This is a genomic window from Rhodococcus sp. HNM0569, assembly GCF_012726205.1.
Lineage (GTDB): Bacteria > Actinomycetota > Actinomycetes > Mycobacteriales > Mycobacteriaceae > Rhodococcus_F.
In genome coordinates, this window is sequence record NZ_JAASAE010000025.1 from 1 (window position 1) to 18,737 (window position 18,737).

18 protein-coding genes and 1 pseudogene are annotated in these 18,737 nt (G+C 70.5%); 7 read left to right on the forward strand and 12 right to left on the reverse strand.

What is annotated here, in order from left to right:
* Together HCA44_RS19980 and HCA44_RS19985 are read left to right on the forward strand one after the other, a co-directional pair.
* A pseudogene (locus HCA44_RS19980) lies at window positions 1–287 on the forward strand (PPE family protein); the annotation flags it as partial.
* Window positions 284–1,090, forward strand: coding sequence for an ESX secretion-associated protein EspG (locus HCA44_RS19985; RefSeq protein ID WP_169651085.1), 807 nt, complete (start codon window positions 284–286; stop codon window positions 1,088–1,090). The pseudogene HCA44_RS19980 and the gene HCA44_RS19985, both read left to right, overlap by 4 nt.
* 12 nt (window positions 1,091–1,102) lie before the next feature.
* On the opposite strand, the gene HCA44_RS19990 is transcribed toward HCA44_RS19985, so the two are convergent.
* Genes HCA44_RS19990 through HCA44_RS20005 form a run of 4 tightly spaced genes read right to left on the reverse strand, consistent with a single transcriptional unit; the run spans window position 1,103 to window position 4,956 of the window.
* Entirely contained in the window at window positions 1,103–2,512 is a 1,410-nt protein-coding gene (locus tag HCA44_RS19990) for a lipase maturation factor family protein (protein WP_169651086.1), read from the reverse strand.
* Between the two features lie 31 nt (window positions 2,513–2,543).
* Window positions 2,544–3,215 carry a histidine phosphatase family protein gene (locus HCA44_RS19995; RefSeq protein WP_169651087.1) on the reverse strand — a complete coding sequence of 224 codons (672 nt, stop codon included), beginning with the start codon at window positions 3,213–3,215 and terminating at the stop codon, window positions 2,544–2,546.
* Window positions 3,212–4,144 (reverse strand): prephenate dehydratase, encoded by a 933-nt coding sequence (gene pheA / locus HCA44_RS20000; protein ID WP_169651112.1) that lies wholly within the window; start codon window positions 4,142–4,144, stop codon window positions 3,212–3,214. The genes HCA44_RS19995 and pheA overlap by 4 nt, the downstream gene beginning before the upstream one ends.
* Before the next feature lie 2 nt (window positions 4,145–4,146).
* Window positions 4,147–4,956, reverse strand: coding sequence for a hypothetical protein (locus HCA44_RS20005; protein WP_169651088.1), 810 nt, complete (start codon window positions 4,954–4,956; stop codon window positions 4,147–4,149).
* Between the two features lie 90 nt (window positions 4,957–5,046).
* Here HCA44_RS20005 and HCA44_RS20010 point away from each other — a divergent pair, with 90 nt between their 5' ends.
* The 3 genes from HCA44_RS20010 to HCA44_RS20020 all read left to right on the forward strand — a co-directional run bounded on the left by HCA44_RS20010 (window position 5,047) and on the right by HCA44_RS20020 (window position 8,190).
* A complete protein-coding gene (locus HCA44_RS20010) occupies window positions 5,047–5,859 on the forward strand; it encodes a DUF2470 domain-containing protein (protein WP_169651089.1) in 813 nt (270 codons plus the stop codon).
* A gap of 78 nt (window positions 5,860–5,937) precedes the next feature.
* Entirely contained in the window at window positions 5,938–6,747 is an 810-nt protein-coding gene (locus HCA44_RS20015) for a CPBP family intramembrane glutamic endopeptidase (protein ID WP_169651090.1), read from the forward strand.
* Window positions 6,748–6,993: 246 nt separating this feature from the next.
* Window positions 6,994–8,190, forward strand: coding sequence for an LCP family protein (locus tag HCA44_RS20020; protein WP_346764819.1), 1,197 nt, complete (start codon window positions 6,994–6,996; stop codon window positions 8,188–8,190).
* Window positions 8,191–8,293: 103 nt separating this feature from the next.
* Here HCA44_RS20020 and HCA44_RS20025 read toward each other — a convergent pair whose 3' ends face one another.
* Window positions 8,294–9,628 carry an MFS transporter gene (locus HCA44_RS20025; protein ID WP_169651091.1) on the reverse strand — a complete coding sequence of 445 codons (1,335 nt, stop codon included), beginning with the start codon at window positions 9,626–9,628 and terminating at the stop codon, window positions 8,294–8,296.
* 437 nt (window positions 9,629–10,065) lie between these two features.
* Here HCA44_RS20025 and HCA44_RS20030 point away from each other — a divergent pair, with 437 nt between their 5' ends.
* Window positions 10,066–10,614 carry a ferritin gene (locus tag HCA44_RS20030; RefSeq protein WP_169651092.1) on the forward strand — a complete coding sequence of 183 codons (549 nt, stop codon included), beginning with the start codon at window positions 10,066–10,068 and terminating at the stop codon, window positions 10,612–10,614.
* Window positions 10,615–10,693: 79 nt separating this feature from the next.
* On the opposite strand, the gene HCA44_RS20035 is transcribed toward HCA44_RS20030, so the two are convergent.
* The 4 genes from HCA44_RS20035 to HCA44_RS20050 all read right to left on the reverse strand — a co-directional run bounded on the left by HCA44_RS20035 (window position 10,694) and on the right by HCA44_RS20050 (window position 14,724).
* Window positions 10,694–11,608 (reverse strand): DUF5926 family protein, encoded by a 915-nt coding sequence (locus HCA44_RS20035; RefSeq protein ID WP_169651093.1) that lies wholly within the window; start codon window positions 11,606–11,608, stop codon window positions 10,694–10,696.
* Between the two features lie 21 nt (window positions 11,609–11,629).
* Complete coding sequence (locus HCA44_RS20040; RefSeq protein WP_169651094.1) at window positions 11,630–12,394, reverse strand: glycerophosphodiester phosphodiesterase; 765 nt, start codon at window positions 12,392–12,394, stop codon at window positions 11,630–11,632.
* Entirely contained in the window at window positions 12,391–13,365 is a 975-nt protein-coding gene (locus tag HCA44_RS20045) for a DUF4328 domain-containing protein (protein WP_240945686.1), read from the reverse strand. Before HCA44_RS20045 ends, HCA44_RS20040 begins: the two co-directional genes overlap by 4 nt.
* Before the next feature lie 486 nt (window positions 13,366–13,851).
* Window positions 13,852–14,724: a S49 family peptidase gene (locus HCA44_RS20050; RefSeq protein ID WP_169651096.1), complete on the reverse strand. Its 873-nt coding sequence runs from the start codon at window positions 14,722–14,724 to the stop codon at window positions 13,852–13,854.
* Window positions 14,725–14,818: 94 nt separating this feature from the next.
* Between HCA44_RS20050 and HCA44_RS20055 the strand changes: the two genes are divergently transcribed.
* Complete coding sequence (locus HCA44_RS20055; protein WP_169651097.1) at window positions 14,819–15,748, forward strand: LLM class F420-dependent oxidoreductase; 930 nt, start codon at window positions 14,819–14,821, stop codon at window positions 15,746–15,748.
* A gap of 31 nt (window positions 15,749–15,779) precedes the next feature.
* Here the strand turns inward: HCA44_RS20055 and HCA44_RS20060 are convergent, their stop codons facing one another.
* From HCA44_RS20060 to HCA44_RS20070, 3 genes are all read right to left on the reverse strand, one after another.
* The gene (locus tag HCA44_RS20060; RefSeq protein ID WP_169651098.1) at window positions 15,780–16,385 is read right to left on the reverse strand and encodes a hypothetical protein; all 606 of its coding nucleotides are present in this window, start codon (window positions 16,383–16,385) and stop codon (window positions 15,780–15,782) included.
* 170 nt (window positions 16,386–16,555) lie between these two features.
* Window positions 16,556–17,266 (reverse strand): peptide-methionine (S)-S-oxide reductase MsrA, encoded by a 711-nt coding sequence (msrA, locus tag HCA44_RS20065; protein WP_169651099.1) that lies wholly within the window; start codon window positions 17,264–17,266, stop codon window positions 16,556–16,558.
* 44 nt (window positions 17,267–17,310) lie between these two features.
* On the reverse strand, window positions 17,311–18,459 hold the full coding sequence (locus HCA44_RS20070) for an acyltransferase (RefSeq protein ID WP_346764822.1): 1,149 nt from the start codon (window positions 18,457–18,459) through the stop codon (window positions 17,311–17,313).
* Window positions 18,460–18,737 lie beyond the last annotated feature (278 nt).

Below are 18,737 nucleotides of genomic sequence, written 5' to 3' on the forward strand. Positions count from 1 at the left end.
CTGCTGCGGCGCCCGAAGGCTGGGGCCGCGGCGCCGCGGGCGCACCCGCTGCGGGTGGCGGCGCGGGCGGCTTCGGAGGACCTGCCGCGGACGTGTCGGCCGCGGGCGCGCGCGGTTCGGGCGCGGGCACCGTGATGGGCCCGCGCGGCGCCGCCACGGGTGGCACCGACTCGGACGACGAGCACGACACCCCCGAGTACCTCAAGAACTTCGAGCACTTCGCCGACGGCCGCACCGTCATCCCGTCGGTCATCGGTGGCGCACCCGATCCGCGGGACGCGCGATGATCGACCTCGGCACCGACACCGCGGCGCCGTCGCTCGCACCCACCACATTGAGCGTCGACGAGATCCTGTTCCTCGTCGACCGGCTGAAACTCGACATGCTGCCGGTCGTCCTCGACATCGCACCGCGTTTCGAGACGATCGACGAACGCGACGACGAGTACCGCGCGCTCGCCGCAGCCCTCGAAGAACGCGGACTGCTCGACGCCACCGGACGTGTGGCACCCGATCTCGCGGACGCACTCGCGGTCGTCGCACGGCCGTCGTGGGAGATCGCGCTGCGCTGGTCGGTGGGCGGCGCAGTGTCGCGGCTGTGCCTGTCGCACGGCGAGCACTCGGCGGTCGTCACGATGCGAGCGGGCGAGTCGCTGGTCGTGCGCGACGCGGGCCCGGATCCGCTCGGCGCCGTCCAGGCCGCCGTCGGCACCGTTCCCCCGGTGTCGTTCAACAGCGTCAACGCGCCCACACAACAATTGAGCGAGGCACTCGACAACACGGCGGACGCGGCGTCGCTCACGGCGGCGCTCACGGCAATCGGTGTCGGTTACGACGACGCCGCCACCGTCGGCAAGGCGATGGCGGGGTGCACCACCTTCGCCGAGATCGTCGGTCTCGTGTACGGCGAGGGCAACTACGACCCGGTCGGCGGCCCGGTCACCGTGTTCGACACCGACCTTGGCCGCATCGTCGGCACGTCCAGCGTGTCGGGGCACGGCGTCGCGTGGTCGTCGCTCGCGCCCGGCACCCCCGCGCGTTTCCGGCAGGCACTCGACTCGCTCGTCGACCGCCTCACCGACGCGGAGTAGCCGGAACGGCGGTCAGATCGCGGCGCGCACCCACCACGCCCCCGTCGCTCGCCGTTCGGAGCGGGTCGTGAACCGGTAACGGTACAGCTGCACCCGGACATGTGCGGGCGGGGCGTCGGGAAACGGATTGGTGCGCAGCAGCTTCAGGGTCTCGGGGTCCCCCTCGGCGATGCGTCGCACGAAACGCTCGAACCAGCCGCGGCCGTAGGACGGCGAAATCGCGACGAACCACATGAGCCAGTCGAGCCGCAGGTGGTAGGGGGCCCACTGCGGCGGCCGTCGCAGCGGATCGCCCGGCTTGCCCTTGAACTCGTATTCGCGCCACACGGTGTCGTCGCCGGGATCGGGGTCGTCGGTGCCCGCGACGACCACCTCGTAGCGACTGCGCGTCACGCTGCCGAACGCGCCGTAACTGTTGACCAGGTGCAGCGAGTCGAACGACGTGTTCATCCGCTGGCGGCGCGAGAGCAGGTTGCGCGCCGGCCGGTAGCTGAGCACCAGCACCAGCACCGTCACCGCCGCGACCACCACCGCGAACACGGGCGACGCGTCGGGTGCGGGTCCGGGATCGCCGACGCCGGGAAGCACGCGGTAGAAGCTGTCCGGAACCGCGGTCGCCGCGAGCACGATCGTCACCCAGTTGAGCCACGCGAAGTTGCCGCTCGCGACGAGCCACAGCTGCGTCACGATCATCGCGAGGGCACACAGCCCCGCGACCGGCTGCGGCAGGAACAGCCCGAACGGCACGACGAGCTGCACGACATGATTGCCCGCCGTCTCGATCCGGTGCAGCGGCGCGGGCAACCGGTGGAAGTACCAGCTGAACGGGCCCGGCATGGGCTGCGTCTCGTGGTGGTAGTCGAGGCACGTGAGTCGGCGCCAGCACGCGTCGCCGCGCATCTTGATCATGCCCGCACCGAATTCGAGGCGGAACAGCAACCAGCGCAACAGAATCAACACGAGCCAGGACGGCCCGGACTCGGTGCCGCCGAGGAATACCGCCAGGAAGCCGGCCTCGAGCAGCAGCGATTCCCAGCCGAAGCCGTACCAGATCTGCCCCACGTTGACGATCGACAGATAGGCGAGCCACAGCAGCGCCCAGCACGCCATGAGCGCGGGCAACGGCAGCACCTCGGTGAGCCCGAACAGCAGGCCGGCCGACACCGCGACGCCCACCCAGGCCACGGCTGCGAAGAAGCGATCGGTGTAGCGCCAGTGGAAGACGCTGGGCGACGCCCGCATCGACGATTCCGCGACGAAATCGGGGATCGGCGTGAGGCCGCGGGTGCCGAGCAATGCGCGGAACTGACGCAGCGCCGCGACGAAGGCGACGAGATACAGCGCCGCCAGGCCCTTGCGAAAGACCCACGCGCCGATCGCGTAGTCGTTCGCGACGAACCACGTGCGCAGCAGATCGTCCATCGGTCACCTCCGCGACCGCCGTGCCTCCGCGTCAGCCCATCGGGTCGTCCGCGCCCCGCACCCGTCGGCCCTCGAACGGCGGCAGCGCGCGCCCCCATCGAACACACTCCCACCCGCCGTCCGCCGTGGGCAGCAGTTCGACGGATTCGGTGTTCGCGAGATGCGTGCTCGCGGCGAACACGCCGGGCACGTGCGCGAGGTGTGCGGCGACGAGCCGGATCGCCGCGCCGTGGCTCACCACCACGACGTCGCCCGTCGCGGCGGGGTCCTCGAGGTACTCGGCACGCAGGTCACCGCGCACCGGCAGATACCGGTCGAACACGTCGCGCGCCGACTCACCACCCGGCAGCCGTGCGTCGTGCTCGCCCATCTGCCACTGCTGGAAGGTCTTCATGTACAGCTCGTGCGAGCCCTCGTCGCTGCGGTCCTCGAGGTCGCCCGCCTGTGCTTCGTGCAGGCCCACCCGCACGTCGAGCACGAGCCCCGACGCCGTCTCCGCGAACCCCGCCGTCTGCCGCGCCCGCAGAGCCTGCGACGACACCAGTGCCGCAGCGGTGCGCGCCTCGGCCACTCGACGACCGAATTGCTCTGCCTGCGTGAGCCCTTCGGGCGTGAGGGCCGCACCGGGCAGACGCGTATCGAGCCGTTTGGCGACATTGGCCACGGTCTGGCCGTGCCGCACCAGGATCAGCCTGGCCGTCATGAACGCTCGTCTCCCTTCCGCACGTGCTCGAGCCACGCGCGTGCCGCGTCGTCGTCCGCGGGCGGCGGCCCCACCGGGTCCGCGGTCGGCCACGAACCGAGGAAGCGGACCTCGGCGCGGCGATGCAGTGCGCGCAGTGCTTCCGCGACGAGATCGTCGTCGATGTGGCCGATGCAGTCGACGAAGAATCGGTACCGACCGAATTCGGTACGGGTGGGACGCGACTCGATCCGCGTCAGATCGATTCCGCGAGCCGCGAACTCCGACAGCACCGCGACAAGCGAGCCCGGCACGTTGTCGGGCTCGAGGACGACGGACGTGCGGTCGCTGCCGGTGCGCGCGGGCGGCGCAGCGGGCGTCGTGACGACGACGAATCGGGTGCGCGCGCCCGCGACGTCGGCAACGCCTTCGGCGAGCGGCACGAGGCCGAGCCGCTCGCCCGCGAGTGCCGTCGACACGGCCGCATCGGCGAGCCCGGCCGCGACGTCCTCGGCCGCACCCGCATTGGACGAAGCCGTCTCGAACCGTGCGTCGGGGCAGTGCACGTCGAGCCATTCGCGCACCTGCGCGGCCGCCACCGGGTACGCCCGCACCGTGCGGACATCGGCGAGTGACCGGGATTCGCGGGCCAGGATGGAGAAACTGACGTCGAGTTCGGTCTCCGCGACGATCTGCAGGCGCGGGCCGATCGCAAGCGCGTCGAGAGTCGGCACGACGGCGCCCTCGACCGAACTCTCGATGGGGACCACCGCGGCGTCGACGGTGCGGGCGCGCACCGCGTCCAGCGCCGCGACCGGGCTCTTCTCGGCGATCTTGTCGATCGGGCCGTCGAGCGCGTCGCCACGCGAAAAGACGCCCTCGGCCGCCAACCGGTCGAGGGCCATCTCGGTGAAGGTCCCGGAGGGACCGAAGTAGCCGATACGTGGCACGTTCACGAGATTACGGTGTCCGCGCCGGGCAGGTCTGTGAGATGGAGACCCGAAGGGTCGGTGACATCGAGACCCGAAGGGTCGGTGATCTCGATGGCCAGCAGCACCTCACGCACCGCGGCCGCGGCGTCGGGACCGAGTGCGGTGAGTACCCGCACGTCGGGCGCCGCGAGGGCGGCGCGGACGTCGTCTCCCCGCAGCGCAGCGACCGTACCCGCGACGAGCGACAGCGCGCGCGGGCCGTCCCCGACGCGCGCGACGAATCCGCCCTCGGTGTGCGCGACGACGGACAGGAAGTCGGCGATCCGGCCGATCTCGCCGTCGTGGACAGAGCCATCGTGGACCGGGCCATCGTGGACCGGGCCATCGCGGACAGAGCCATCGTGGATCGGGCCGTCCTGAACCGGGCGGTCGTGGAGCAGACCGGGCACCCGGCACGCCGCGGCGATGCGTTCGGCGTATTCGGCGGGTGCGTCGTCGCCGCGGGCGAACACCACGAGCGGCGCGGGGACCCGCAGGCCGAGGGCGTCGGCGAGGGCATCGTCGTCGCACGTGACGTCGAACCGGACCGCCTCGTAGGACACCTGCCCGGGTCCGCGCAGCCGGGCCGGATCGAGGTCCAGGTCGACCACGACGCGGCCCAGGTCGAGAGGCTCGTTGCCTGCCGGGTCGCCGAGCAGGCGCGACGCGGATACGACGGGAGAACCGAACAGCCCGCCTTCACGGCGCGCACCGAAGGGCGACAGCAGACCGTCGAACACCGAGCGTGGGCCGCGGGGACGGGGGACTCCGAGGGACAGCGGAACGGACACGCCCTCACGGTAGTCCGGCGAAACGGGGTCTTGCGGAGGGACCGCAGTGCATTTAGGTTAGGTTTACCTCACACGACGAAGGAGCTGTGCATGGCGACGACCACCAAGGGAGGCCCGACCACCGCGGAGCGAGTACGCAGCGTGTGTGCGCGCCGCTCGGACGCGATGCTCGCCCTCGCAGGCAGCGATCCCACCCCGGTGTCGGTCCATCACCTCCAGCCCGACGGCGACGTCGCGGTCGTCGTCCCGTCCGAGTCCGCCGCCTACACGCTGTCCTGGCTCGCGAGCACGTCCGGTCTGCCCGCCGTCCTCGAGTTGACCGACCACTCGCCGCTCGACCTGCGCGAGAAGGTCCGTTCGCTGGTCTGGCTGCGCGGCACACTGCTGCCACTGTGCGCCGACCACGCCCGCGAGGTCGCCGACGACGTCGCCGCGAGCAATCCCGATCCCGGTCTCCTCGACCTCGGGCACGGCTCGGTACTCCTGCTGCTGCGGGTCGACTCGGCCGTCGTCGCGGACGCGTCGGGCGCCGACGCGGTCCGCGTGGACGACCTGCTCGCCGCGGCACCCGACCCGTTCTGGGATATCGAGTCCCAGTGGCTCACGCACCTCGACGAAGACCACCCCGAGCTGCTCGACCTGCTCGCCCGCAAACTCCCGCCGCATCTGCGACGCGGCGCGGTCCGCCCACTCGGCATCACCCGCTACGGCCTGCAGTTGCGCGTCGAGCACCCGTGCCCGGCCGTCGACCCCGGTCACGACGGTGACAACCACAACGGAGAAGACAAGGACATCTGGATGCCCTTCGCGCAGCCCGTCGACGACGCGACCGGGGTGAGCCGCGCGTTGCGGATGCTCGTCGGCTGCCCCTTCGTCAACGGTCTGCGTGCGCGCAACGGCTGACCCCGTGAGTACATAGCGAGTCCAGGCACGCCGGTTTCACTCACGGGGGGTGGGCGTGAGCCGACTACATTCGGGCTCGTGATCTCCCGCGACACCGTCCGCGCGTGGCTGCGCCCACCGCGGCCCGCCACCGTGGCCCTCGACCCGCGCGAACGGCGCGCACTGTGGATCGAGATCACGATCGTCCTGCTCGTCACGTTCGGTGCGAGCGCGCTGTCGAGCCTGCTGTCGATCGCGGACTCGCTGCTCACCCCGGGCACCCTGTCCGACCAGACGGTCGCCCTCAACGCTCCCCGCGCATCGGACCAGCTCGTCGATCTCGCGCGCCAACTCCTCGGCGTGCTGCGACTCGTCGCGTGGGGCACGCTCGGGCTGTACCTGTTGTGGCGCGGCGGCGTCACGCTTCGGCAGGCAGGGCTCGGCCGGTTCCGCCGCCCCGACGCGGCACACGGTGTCGGGCTCGCAGCGTTGATCGGCCTGCCGGGTCTGGGGCTCTATCTCGTCGCGCAGGCCGTGGGCGCCAATCTGACCGTCGCGCCGAGCACGATCGACGACCACTGGTGGCGGCTGCCGGTGCTGTGTCTGTGGGCGGTCGCGAATTCCGGCGCGGAGGAGATTCTCGTCGTCGCCTACCTCCTGACGCGGCTGCGGCAACTCGGCTGGAGCGACAACTCCGCACTCGCGGCGTCGGCGCTGCTGCGTGGCGGTTATCACCTCTACCAGGGCTTCGGCGGTGGCGTGGGCAACATCGTGATGGGGGCGGTGTTCGCGCGGTACTGGCAGAAAACCGGCCGGTTGTGGCCGCTCGTGGTCGCGCACGCCACGATCGACGTCGTCGCTTTCGTCGGTTATGCGCTGCTCCGCGATCGCGTCGGCTGGATTCCGTGACCGGGAGCCGCACGGCGGTACCAGTACAGTCGTGACGTGACCGACGACCGTCAGCAGCCTCCGCCGCGGCGTCCGCGCCGCGACTGGCGCGGCGGCCCACCTCCTGCAGGCCCCCGGCAGCCGCCACAGGCACCGGGCGGACCCCCACCCACCCGTGTGCAACGTCCGCAGGGGCCGCCCCCGGGCCCTCCGGGTCGCCGCGCTCCGCGCGATGGCGGATCCGGCGGACCGCGCGAAGGCGCCCCCGTGATCCGTCGCGACGGTCGCCCGGCCGGACCACCACCCCCCGGCCCACCGCCGACGCGTCAGGCGCCGCGGCCGCAGGGCGCGCCGCCGCCGGCCCAGGCGTGGTCGAATGCCGCGGCTCCGCAGTACGCGCCGCCACCGGCACGCGAGCGTGGGTACGGCCGCCCACCCGGCGAACCGCCCCGGCGCACACCACCGCGTCCCACTCCCCCTCCCGCGGCACCACCGCCACGGCCGCGTCGACGCCGCGGCCCCGCGCATTGGGGCCGGCGGATCGGCCTGCTGATGCTGGCGCTCGTCGTGGCCCTCGGCACGTTCACGGTGTACCTCGACCGGTCACTCGGACGAGTCGACGCGTTGTCGGACTACGACGACCGCATCGGCGACACTCCGGGCACGAACTGGCTGCTCGTGGGCTCCGACGCGCGTGCAGGCCTGACTCCCGAACAGGAACAGCAGCTTTCGACGGGCGGAGACGCCGGCGGCGAGCGCACCGACACCATGATCTTGATCCACGTCCCCAAGGGCGGCGGCAAGACGACGATGGTGAGCCTGCCACGCGACTCGTACGTCCCGATCCCCGGCTACGGGCAGGACAAACTCAATGCGTCGTTCGCACTCGGCGGACCGAACCTGCTGGTGCAGACCGTCGAGGGCGCGACGGGCGTGCACATCGACCACTACGCGGAGATCGGCTTCGGCGGGTTCGCAGGCATGGTCGACGCCGTCGGCGGCGTCGAGATGTGCCTCGACGACCCGATCGACGATCCGCTCGCCGGCATCACGCTCGACGCCGGGTGCCAGGAGCTCGACGGCGCGCAGTCGCTCGGGTTCGTACGCACTCGCGCGACGGCGCTCGCGGACATCGACCGGATGAACAACCAGCGCAAGTTCATGTCTGCATTGCTCGAGAAGGCGACGAGCCCGACGACCTTCCTCAACCCGTTGCGGGCCGTGCCGCTGGGCGTCGGCGTCGCGAAGTCGCTCGAGGTGGACGAGGGCGACCACATCTGGCATCTCGCGCGCCTCGCGTGGGCGCTGCGCGGTGGCATCACGGCGACGTCCGTTCCGGTGGGCGGCTTCGAGGACACCGACTCCGGCAACGTCCTGTTGTGGGATCGCGAACGTGCGGTGCCGTTCTTCGACGCGATTGCGTCGGACGAGCCCATTCCTGCCGACATGGTCGCCACCGAATAAGAAGCACGACAACCACGAGCCTTCTGTGTGGATCAGTTGAGCGAACAGCGACGCCCGCCCCTGCCGACAGACGGTGACTGGGGCGGGCGTCGCAGCACTCGCGCTACGTGTGGGCCTCGGCAGGAACCGGAGAACGGCCGATGACCACCGCTCCCAGGGCTAGTCCGGCAACCGCCAAGACCGCGGCGACGACGAACGGATCGCCGGCGTGCAGGGCCGGAGCGAACCCGAGCCCCACGTAGACAGCGACACCAGTCGCGCCGCCGAGCTGATCGGCAGCGCGCTGGACTCCGGTGGCGATCCCGGCGTCCTCGTCGGTGATCCCGCTGACGGCAATGTATTGCAGGCCGACGAGCCCGAAGCCCATACCCGCCGCGATCAGCAGCATCGCCGGAAGCAGAGCGGCCGGTCCGCCGCCCACCACCGCGGCAACCGCGACCGTGACCATGGCGCCGCCGGCGCACGTAAGCCCGACCAGCGTGCACGCGCGCGGGCCCCATCGCTCGAGCAGGCGCGGGACGAGCATCGAGGCCATGATCAGCGCCACCGCAAGGGGCAGCATCGTCAGTCCTGCGCCCAGCGGCCCGATGCCGAGCCGGCCCTGAAGGTAGAAAGTGAACAGCAGGAACGAGGTCGACAGCGCACCGCTGAGCAGCATCGTGGTCAGGTTCGCCCGCACGCGGGACCGGACGGCGAAGAAGGATGGCGGCACCAACGGGTTCGGCGACCTCGACTCGACCTTCACGAACCCGACGGCGGCCGCCGCCGCACCGGTAAGTGCCACCACAACCGCCCACGGGCTCGTACCGGCCTCGCCCGCCTCGACCACGGCGTAGACGAACAGCAGCGGGCACGCCGTCAGCAGGAGCGCGCCGGGCAGGTCCAGCCGGGCACGTGCACTGGGCGCGGACCGGTCGGCCGGAACCAGGATGAGCGCAGACACGACCACGACCACGATGAAAGGCACCGAGATCAGAAAGATCCATCGCCACCCCAGGTGAGCGGTGATGATCCCGGCGAGCGCGAAACCGAGCACCAAGCCGCAGCTGGCCACGGCGGCCCACACACTCAGCGCACGGGATCGACGCGGCCCCTCGGGGAACAGCAGCAAGATGGTCGCCATCGCTGCGGGCAGCGCGACGGCCTCACCGACGCCCTGCAGGAGACGGGCTGCGACCAACACCGGAAACGAGGGGGCCAGACCTGCCAGCAGCGACGCCGCGCCGAACAGTGCCGTGCCTGACAGCAGGGTGCGGCGGCGGCCCAGCAGGTCACCGAGTCGACCGCCGAGCATCAGTAGCCCGCCGCCAGTGATGGTGTAACCGACCACGACCCAGGCAAGAGAGTGGCCGTCGACACCGTAGTCCGCGCCGATCGAGGGGAGCGCAATGTTGACCACCGTCACGTCTACCGCGACGAAAAACTGCAGCATGGACATCGCGCACAATACGAGCCATGCGCGCACAGGGGCGGGGCCGTGCCCGCGCGAAGTAAGGAAAATGCCTGAAAGCATCGGGTGCTCCGTCGCTCTGAAGAGATACTGAGCAGCACAATGGGCCGCTCCGGACCTGGTTCACGAAGCGGCTGGACGTTCCGGGTGAAGTGTTGCTGTGAAGCTGGTCGTCCCGCCGCTAGCGGGGCAACCTGGTCACTGCCGCGCAAGCGGCGGAGCACGAAGCGCCTGACATGCCTCGAATCGTATCAGCGAGTATTCGCTCATTACGCCGACGTCCGCATCTGTCCGCGCGACCGACAACCCCGGAATTCACCCTCCAAAATTGCGGGAAATGTAGCCTCACTTAACTGTGGGGAGCCTTTCCACAATAAGGCCTACCTCGCATGACAAGCGCTCTGACCTCGCATAATGTGTGCGCCATGACCACCGCTGCCACGCAGGAACTCACCAAATTCCACGCACTTCTGCAGGACCAGATCCGCAACGAATTCAATGCGTCGCACCAATACACGGCGTCGGCCGTGTATTTCGACGGAGCCGATCTGCCGCGTCTCGCGAAGTACTTCTATGCGCAGGCGGTCGAAGAGCGCAACCACGCGATGATGATCGTGCAGTACTTCCTCGACCGCGGGATCGACGTCGACTTCACGGGTGTCGACGCCACCACGCGCGACTTCGAGGGCCCGCGCGACGCGATCGCATTGGCGCTGCAGCAGGAGAAGACCGTCACCGAGCAGATCGTGGCGCTTGCGAAGTGCGCCCGCGACGAAGGCGACTTCCTCGGCGAGCAGTTCATGCAGTGGTTCCTGGAGGAGCAGGTCGAAGAGGTCGCGACGATGACCACGCTGCTCACCATCGCCGACCGCGCGGGCAGCAATCTGTTCAACCTCGAGGACTTCGTGGCCCGCGAGCTGGGCGGCCACGAGCCTCGCGGCGCCGCACCGCGTGCTGCCGGCGGAGTGCTCTGAACCTCCCCGACACGCGATCTCCCGCGCACGGCGAAGGGCCGGCGAGCACCTGCTCGCCGGCCCTCGGCGTCACCGAGGATTATCGGAGGGTCACCTGGCGGCCACGCAGACCGTCGCGGGCGCGGCGTTCGGCCGCGGTGAGCGGCTCGTCCACCGCGAGTGCTTCGTCGAGTCGCGCGCCGAGCGCGACGATGCCGTCCACCCATTCCGTCGGATGCTTCTCGCGATCGAGGTCGAACACCGGCACCAGCAGCCCGTGCGTGCGGAACGAACCCGCGAACCGCGAGCCCTCGCCGACCGTCAGCTCGCCTCGCGCGTGCACCCGGGCCAGCGCCGCCATCAGCGCGTCCTCGTCCTCGGGGCGCACCCAACGCAGGTGCGCGCGCTCGCCCGCGTCGACCCACCACGCGCCCACGACGCCGTCCGCCTCGATTCGCGCCGACGGCAGGATCGCCGCATTGGCCTGCTGCACCGCGGCCGCCACCTCGGGAGTCGCCTCGACGCCCTCGGGGATCCACCAGTCGAAGTCCTGGTGCACCGTGATGTCGAGCTGCGCCGACGGGTCGACCAGGGTCGTAACCGCGGGGGTGTCCGCATCCGGAGCGGCAGCGGCACGCGTCTCGCCCGGCTCGGCCGTCCCGGCCCACGCGATCGACGCGGCGAGATCGGCACCGAGGTCGTCGGAGTAGGCCTGCACCTGCATACCGACGACCGCCGTCGTGTCGTCGCCCTCGGTGCGCACGAGCGCCGCGACCGCGCCCGGCAGGACCGTCGCGAGCGTCACGGGGCGCGACGAACCGTCTGCGAGCGGCAGAGGGGCCGTCGCGGACGGCACGAATTCGCGCAGCGCGACCAGGTCGCATTCGCACGCCAGGCCCTCGAAGGGCCGCGTCGCGATCGCATCGGCACGCTCACGCTCGGCACGACGCGCGGCGAGCTTCTCCTGGCGCGCGCTGCCGGGCTTGGGGCTGTTTCTCTTGCTCTTCTTGGCCACGGAGCCCGAACCTACACGCAGTCAGGCGTCGAGCCAGAGTTTGGTGCGCCCGGGATGGTTGGTCGCGACCCAGTCGACGCCGAGGCGTCGGCACAGTTCGACGTCGGCGTGCTCGTCGACCGTCCAGCAGTACGTCGCGCGACCGGCAGCCGCGGCCTTGTCGACGAGCTCGGGGTGAGTGCGCAAGGTCTTGACGGACGGGCCGATCGCGGTGGCACCGACGGTCGTCGCGGCACCACCGCCGACATAGCGCGCGGACTCGCCGAGCAGCACGGTGGGCAGCAACGGCGCCGAGCGGCGCACGCGCCATACCGCGCTCGGCGAGAACGACATCACGACGGCGCGCGCGTGGTCCGCCGATGCGGGCGCGCCGATGCCGTACTTGTCGAGGCACGCGAGCAGCGTGTTCTCGACGAGTGCGCCGTAGCGCACGGGGTGCTTGGTCTCGACGAACAACTTGACCGGGCGCGAGGTCCAGTCGAGGGCGAGCCGCACGAGCTCGTCGAACGCGAGCAGCGGCGCGGGGCAGCCCGGCTCGCCGTAGTCGTAGTCCTTCAGCTCGTCGAGTGTGAGTTCGCTGACGACGCCCGTCCCGTCGGACGTGCGGTCGATCGTGCGGTCGTGGATGCACACGAGGTGACCGTCCCGGGTGAGCCGCACGTCGCATTCGAGGCCGTCGGCCCCTTCTTTGAGGGCGAGCTCGTACGCGCCCAGGGTGTGCTCGGGCAATGCGGCCGACGCCCCGCGGTGTGCGACGACGAACGGCAACCGGCGGCCGGGTGTCACGACGCGACCGCGCGTGCGGGCTCGGCAGTGTCGCGTTCCGCCGCGTCCTCTTCGGAGGCGTCCTGTGCAGCGCCTGGCCCGGTGGAGTCGTACGGGGCAGGCGTGGGCAACCCGTCGACCGACACGATCCAGCGCGTCGTGTGCCGTGGTGCGCCGAAGACGTCCCGTTGCTCGAGGCGACGCAGGACCGCGAGCGTGAGCAGTGCGGTCGCCGCCGCAACGAGCGCTGTGAATCCGGCGAGGACGACGCCGTCGGCGATCGCTTGGAGGGACGTACGGAACCGCCACACGGCCCCTGCCACGACGAGGAAGCCGTCGAGCAGCCACACCGCCCACCACGCACGCACGAGGCGCACCGCGCCCGGGTCCCGGCGGACGGTCTCGAGCAGGAAGAGGCCCGGCATCACGAGGTTGACGACCGGCACCAGGCAGCCCGTCGCGAGCGCTGCGGGACTGCGTGGATCGACGGTGTGTTCGCGTGCGAACACCTCGCGGCGATGCCCGATCAGCCAGCCGACGCACGCGACGGCGGCGCACACCGCGGCGAGCAGCGCGGCCGTCTGCGTTACCACCACGGCCGCGTCGGACACCGACAGCAGGGTCGGGTCGATCAGCCGGTGACGGTTGCGCACGAGGATGCCGTAACGCAGCGCTTCCGCGAGCACGGCGAGCCCGTAGAGCGACGCGACCGTGATCAACAATGCTGGCGCGTACGACGCGGCACGCCCCCAGAAGTCGGGGTGCGGCTCGGGCGTGCGGGCCGCCGCGACGGCGCGGTCGTCGAGTCCCCATCGCGGAATCTCCTGGTACCGCGGCGTGGGCGTCGGACGCACGGCCTGGATGCGGAGCGTGCCGCGGCGCAGCGGGGTGCGCGCAACCCACCGGAAACCCCGGTACGGAGGTGGCGGAAGCGGCACGTCGCTGCGGACCGGCGCGACGAGCACGCCGTGACAGCGCGGACACCACTGCATCGGCGGACCCTGCACCTGCCACCGCGTCGCGCATCGCGCGCAGATTTGAACATCGCTGCGCCCCATGGCGGCGATTCTGTCACGCCACGCGATTCCGGGCAGTGACTGTGGACGGCCGCGCGCACGGGGTGCACAGTGTTGTCCACACGATCTGGACACCTATCCAGGTTTTCCGGACTGGTAGTGCCGTTCATCCACGGGCCCATCCACAACCTGTGGATGGTTGTGGAGAAACGGGTCCACAGCCGGTGGACGGAACGAGCCGACGCGTCGACCGTGCCGGAATCACCCCTCCGGAACCGGCCGGCGCGACCGGCTCGATCCACAAACTCCGGACCGGCCGACGCGTCGACTGTGAAGGACCTGCGGCGGTGGCGTGCGCACCCGGCCTCACACTCAGTCAGACGCGGCCGATCACGATCCGGTTCCCCCGAGACCGAAAAAAGTTCGGCGAATGCCGTCGGGGCCGCGGCGGACGGCCGACGGTCAGAGCCCGAGGCGGGCCCACGCCGCGCGCGATCCCACGGCGCCGAGCGCCGACGACACGGCCTCGCCCGCCGCAGCGGCAGGCAGCCCGAGCCGCGCGAGGAGCGTCCGAGACGGGCTGGTGAACCGGATGTCGGCGTCGGGAAAGCGTTCGTGCAGGACACCACGCAGGGTGCCGATGCCGTCGATCAGGCCGAGTTCGAGTGCGCGGCGACCGAGCCACACGTCGCCGCTGAACAACTCCTCGAAGTCGTACGACTCGTCGGGGCCGCCGGTGAGCTTGGCGCCGCGGCGGGACGCGACCCAGTCGCGGAACTCCGCGTGCAGCTGTTCCTGGACGCCGCCGAGCCATGCGACGTCGGCGGGGTCCTCGGCGCTGAACGGGTCGAGCCGTACCTTCGCCGCGCCCGCCGCGTGCAACCGGCGTTCGACACCGAGCGTGTCGAGCAGCCCGGTGAACCCGAAGCCGCCGGACACGACGCCGATCGAGCCGATCATCGACGTCGCGGACGCGAAGATCTCGTCGGCGGCACACGCGAGCCAGTATCCGCCGGACGCGGCGGCGTCCTCGCAGAACGCGAGGACCGGCAGCTCGTGCTCGTCGGAGAGCTGGCGGATGCGTTGCGCGATGTAATCGCACTGTGTGGGTGAACCGCCCGGGCTGTTGATCGACAGTGCGACGGCCTTCGCGCCGCGCATCGTGAACGCGGCGTGCAGTGGATGCTCGACGGTGTCCGCGGCGATGCCCGGCCGCGCGAGACCCGCACCCGCGGCGCCGATCACGCCGTGCAGCCGGACCACCGGCACCACCCCGGCGCCGCCGCCGGGGAGCCTTTTCGCGAGGGCGGCGGGCAGTTTCACCGAGCGCGTCATGGCCCGAGCCTACCGGCGCACCCGGCCGGTAACCGGCGTCGTGAACAGCGGGGCCCGCTCGCACGGCGGCACGCGGTGCGGCACAGTGTTCCTCATGGATCTGCGAGTCTTCACCGAACCCCAGCAGGGCGCGTCGTACGACGACCTGCTCCGGGTCGCCCGTGCCGCCGAGGAATTCGGATACGACGCGTTCTTCCGCTCGGACCACTACCTCGCGATGAACGCCGAGGGCCTGCCCGGCCCGACCGACGCGTGGATCACCCTCGCGGGCCTCGCGCGTGAGACGACGCGGCTGCGGCTGGGCACGCTGGTCACGTCGGCGACCTTCCGCTATCCCGGCCCGCTCGCGGTGTCGGTCGCGCAGGTCGACCAGATGAGCGACGGCCGCGTCGAGCTCGGACTCGGTGCGGGCTGGTACGCCGAGGAACACGCCGCGTACGCGATCCCCTTCCCGTCGCTGAAGGATCGGTTCGACCGGTTCGAGGAGACGCTGGCCATCGTCACCGGCATGTGGGACACCCCCGTCGGCGACACCTTCTCGTACGACGGCGCGCACTTCCGCGTCGAGAACTCGCCGGCGCTGCCCAAGCCGGCGCAGTCGCCGCGTCCGCCCGTCGTGATCGGTGGGACCGGCCGCAAGCGCACACCCGCGCTCGCCGCGCGCTACGCCGACGAGTTCAACACACCGTTCCTGAGCATCGACGACGCGCGGGACGTGTTCGGCCGGGTGCGCACGGCGTGCACGGACACAGGCCGGTCACCCGATGATCTCGTCTACTCGAGCGCGCTCGTGCTGTGCTGTGGACGTACGGATGCCGAGGTCGCGCGGCGTGCCGCCGCGATCGGGCGGGACGTCGACGAGCTGCGTGCCAACGGGCTCGCGGGCTCGCCCGCCGAACTGGTCGACAAGATCGGCACGTACGCCGACGCGGGCGCGAGCCGCATCTACCTGCAGACTCTCGATCTCACCGACCTCGATCACCTGGAGTTGGTCGCGAGCGAAGTCGCGCCGCAACTGGGCTGAGCTCCCGAGCGGGCACCCGCGTGCCCTGCGGTCAGTGCGCGGGTGCTTCGCCGAGGAAGGCGTCGAGTTGGCGTTCCCATTCGGCCGTGCGCCGCCGGTTGAGCCACACCTGCACCAGCAGGAAGGCGCACGTGGCGAGCGACATCGTGGAGAACCACGTGAAGACGCCGGTCACGACGGCCGCGGTCTGGACCGCGGTGTGGCTGAGGGGCGGTGACGTCGGCAGGCCCTGCGAATCGAGCCAGATGTCGACCTGCGTGCCTGCGGGGGTGTCGGCATCGACGGACACCTCGCCGGTGCGCTCACTGCCCATCCAGTTCCACGACGCGGGCGCGGTGCCGACGGCGCGCTGGATGTATTCGGACCCGGTCGCCGCGGCGTCCGGAGGTGTGGCGTTCTCGAGGGTGGTCGCGACGGCGGCGCTCACGCGACTCGCCTGTTCGTCGGCGATCGCGCTCTGCGACTGGTCGGTGCGGATGCCGACGAACAGCGCGATCGGCACGAGGATCACCGCGAGGACGGCCAGCGCGATCTTGAGAGTGGCCTCGACCCGGTCGGAGCGACGGACGAGCACATTGTGTCGTCGACCCAATTGGCTGCGAAGAAGCGCCACGTCCTGGTTGACCAGCCGCAACATGCCTTCGGTCCTCTCGCCGTGCACTGCCGTCCGTCGCACGGCCCTGCCACCGCACTGTTACAAGTCCTTCACATCCAGATTCGTACTCGCCGGTAGGGACTTCAAGCGTTTACGGAATCCGGCGGTGTGGTTTTGCACACGCCCGGCGGCGGGAGAGATCGGCGCTTCCCTCAAGAAGGCGGCAGCACGTCCTTCTGCGCGGGCACCTCGTCCTGCTTCAGCAGGCCGACCGGGCAGCTGACGCCCGTCGCGTGCACCGGGCAGTAGCCGTTGGGGTTCTTCGCGAGGTACTGCTGGTGGTAGTCCTCGGCGTAGTAGAAGTGTTCGAGCGGCGCGATCTCGGTGGTGACGGCGCCGTACCCGGCGTGCGCGAGGCGCTCGCCGAATGCCTCGGCCGTCGCCTTCGCGATCTCCGTCTGCGCGTCGTCGAAGGTGTAGATCGCGGAGCGGTACTGCGTGCCCTGGTCGTTGCCCTGGCGCATGCCCTGCGTGGGGTCGTGGTTCTCCCAGAACTGCCGGAGGATCTGCTCGTACGTGATCTTCGCAGGATCGAACACGACGAGGACGGCCTCGGTGTGGCCGGTGCGGCCCGAGCACACCTCTTCGTAGGTGGGATTGGGCGTGTAACCGCCTGCGTAGCCGACAGCCGTCGTGTACACGCCGTCCAGCTGCCAGAACTCCTTCTCGGCGCCCCAGAAGCAGCCCATACCGACGACGGCCTGCTGCATGCCGTCGGGGAACGGGGGCACGAGCGGATGCCCGTCGACGTAGTGCGCGGGCGGCACCGGCATGGACGTGTCGCGTCCGGGCAACGCGTCGGCAGCGGTGACCATGACCGATTTCGCGGCGCTACGACCGAGCAGTTCGTCGTACCAAGTCATGCCTCGATGCTACGCGCGCGGCACGTGCTCACGGCGACCCCGCGTCACGTGCGTACGGCGACGCGCCGGGCGGCGTCGACGGCGACAGCGCGGGTGCGCCGGTTGGTGATCCACCGCGCGGCGGGCACCTCGACCCAGCGATAGAGCGCTTCGGCGACGAGTGCCGCGACGATGCAGAACGCGACTATCGCGCCGGTCGGCCCGAGATGATCGACGGTGTTCTCGTACACGCGGTAGAGCACGAGCGTGTGCACCAGGTAGATCGCGTAGCTGCGTTGCGCGGTCCAGCGCACGACAGCCGAGCCGGACATGGGGCCGTCGTAGCGCGCGAGCAGCACGACGGCCGCGGCGACGAGCGCGATGGTCCACAGGTAGCGGTCGCCCGCCCAGTACACGCGGTACTCGGTGGCGAGCCACACCACGCCCATCTGGGCGAGTGTCGCGGCCGCGAGCCAGCGCTTCTCGCCGAGTCCTGCCCAGCCGAGGTAGACGATCTGGCCGAGGAACACGACGGGCAGTGTCGCGGCGACCTTCGACAGCATCGGCACCGTGTAGGGCTGTGGGACGTACAGGTTGTAGAAGAGCACCGCCGAACACAGCGCGGCTCCCGCGAGCGGCAGGGCGACGGGCACGGTGCGCAACACGCGGCGGAACGCCAGGCACAGCACGTAGAACAGGACCTGGACGACGAGCGTCCACGTGACACCGAGGACCGCGACCTCGGGTTTGAGGAAGAAGCCGCCGAGGAAGAAGCTCAGCACGGCCTGCCCGGGCGTGACTCCGTCCTGCCCGCTGAACATGCCGTTGATGCCGAGTTCGACCAGGAGCACGGCCGCCGCGATCGCGACCCAGAACGCGGGCAACAGTCGCGCGAGCCGCGCCCGCATGAACTGCCCGGGACGATGGCGGATGGCCGACCGGGTGACGAGTGCGCCGGTGAGCATCATGAACACCGCGACACCGACGAAGGAGAGGTGCTGGTTGAGGCCCATGTGCTCGACGAAGACGCCGTACACGACGTCGATGCCCCACCAGCCGGTGCCGAGGTCGTCGATCAGATAGAACGAGATGTGCGAGTACAGGACCGCGAGGACCGCGAGAAACCTCAGCAGGTTCGCTCCCGTGAATTCGACTCGCGGCGCCGAACCGCCCGTGTCGGTCACGGGCAGCACGCGACCCAACGAGGCGAGCACAGGCACCGCGCGAGTGTACGGTCCGCGTCGCCCACCGGACCAAGCGCGTACACCGGATCGTTACCTATGCTTCCTATCCACGCCCGGTATCTGTACCGCGCGATCGCCCGGACCCACCGCGGTCGGCCTAACGTGTACCAATGAGGGATGGGTGGTCCCACTCACAAGTGGGTAGCCGTCCCCGTGGAATCACGAGAGTGGAACGATGACAAGGGTCGGGTGCCAGGCGCGTGGTCATGTGCGTCGGGAACCCGGCGCGAACGACGACGAACCAGGGC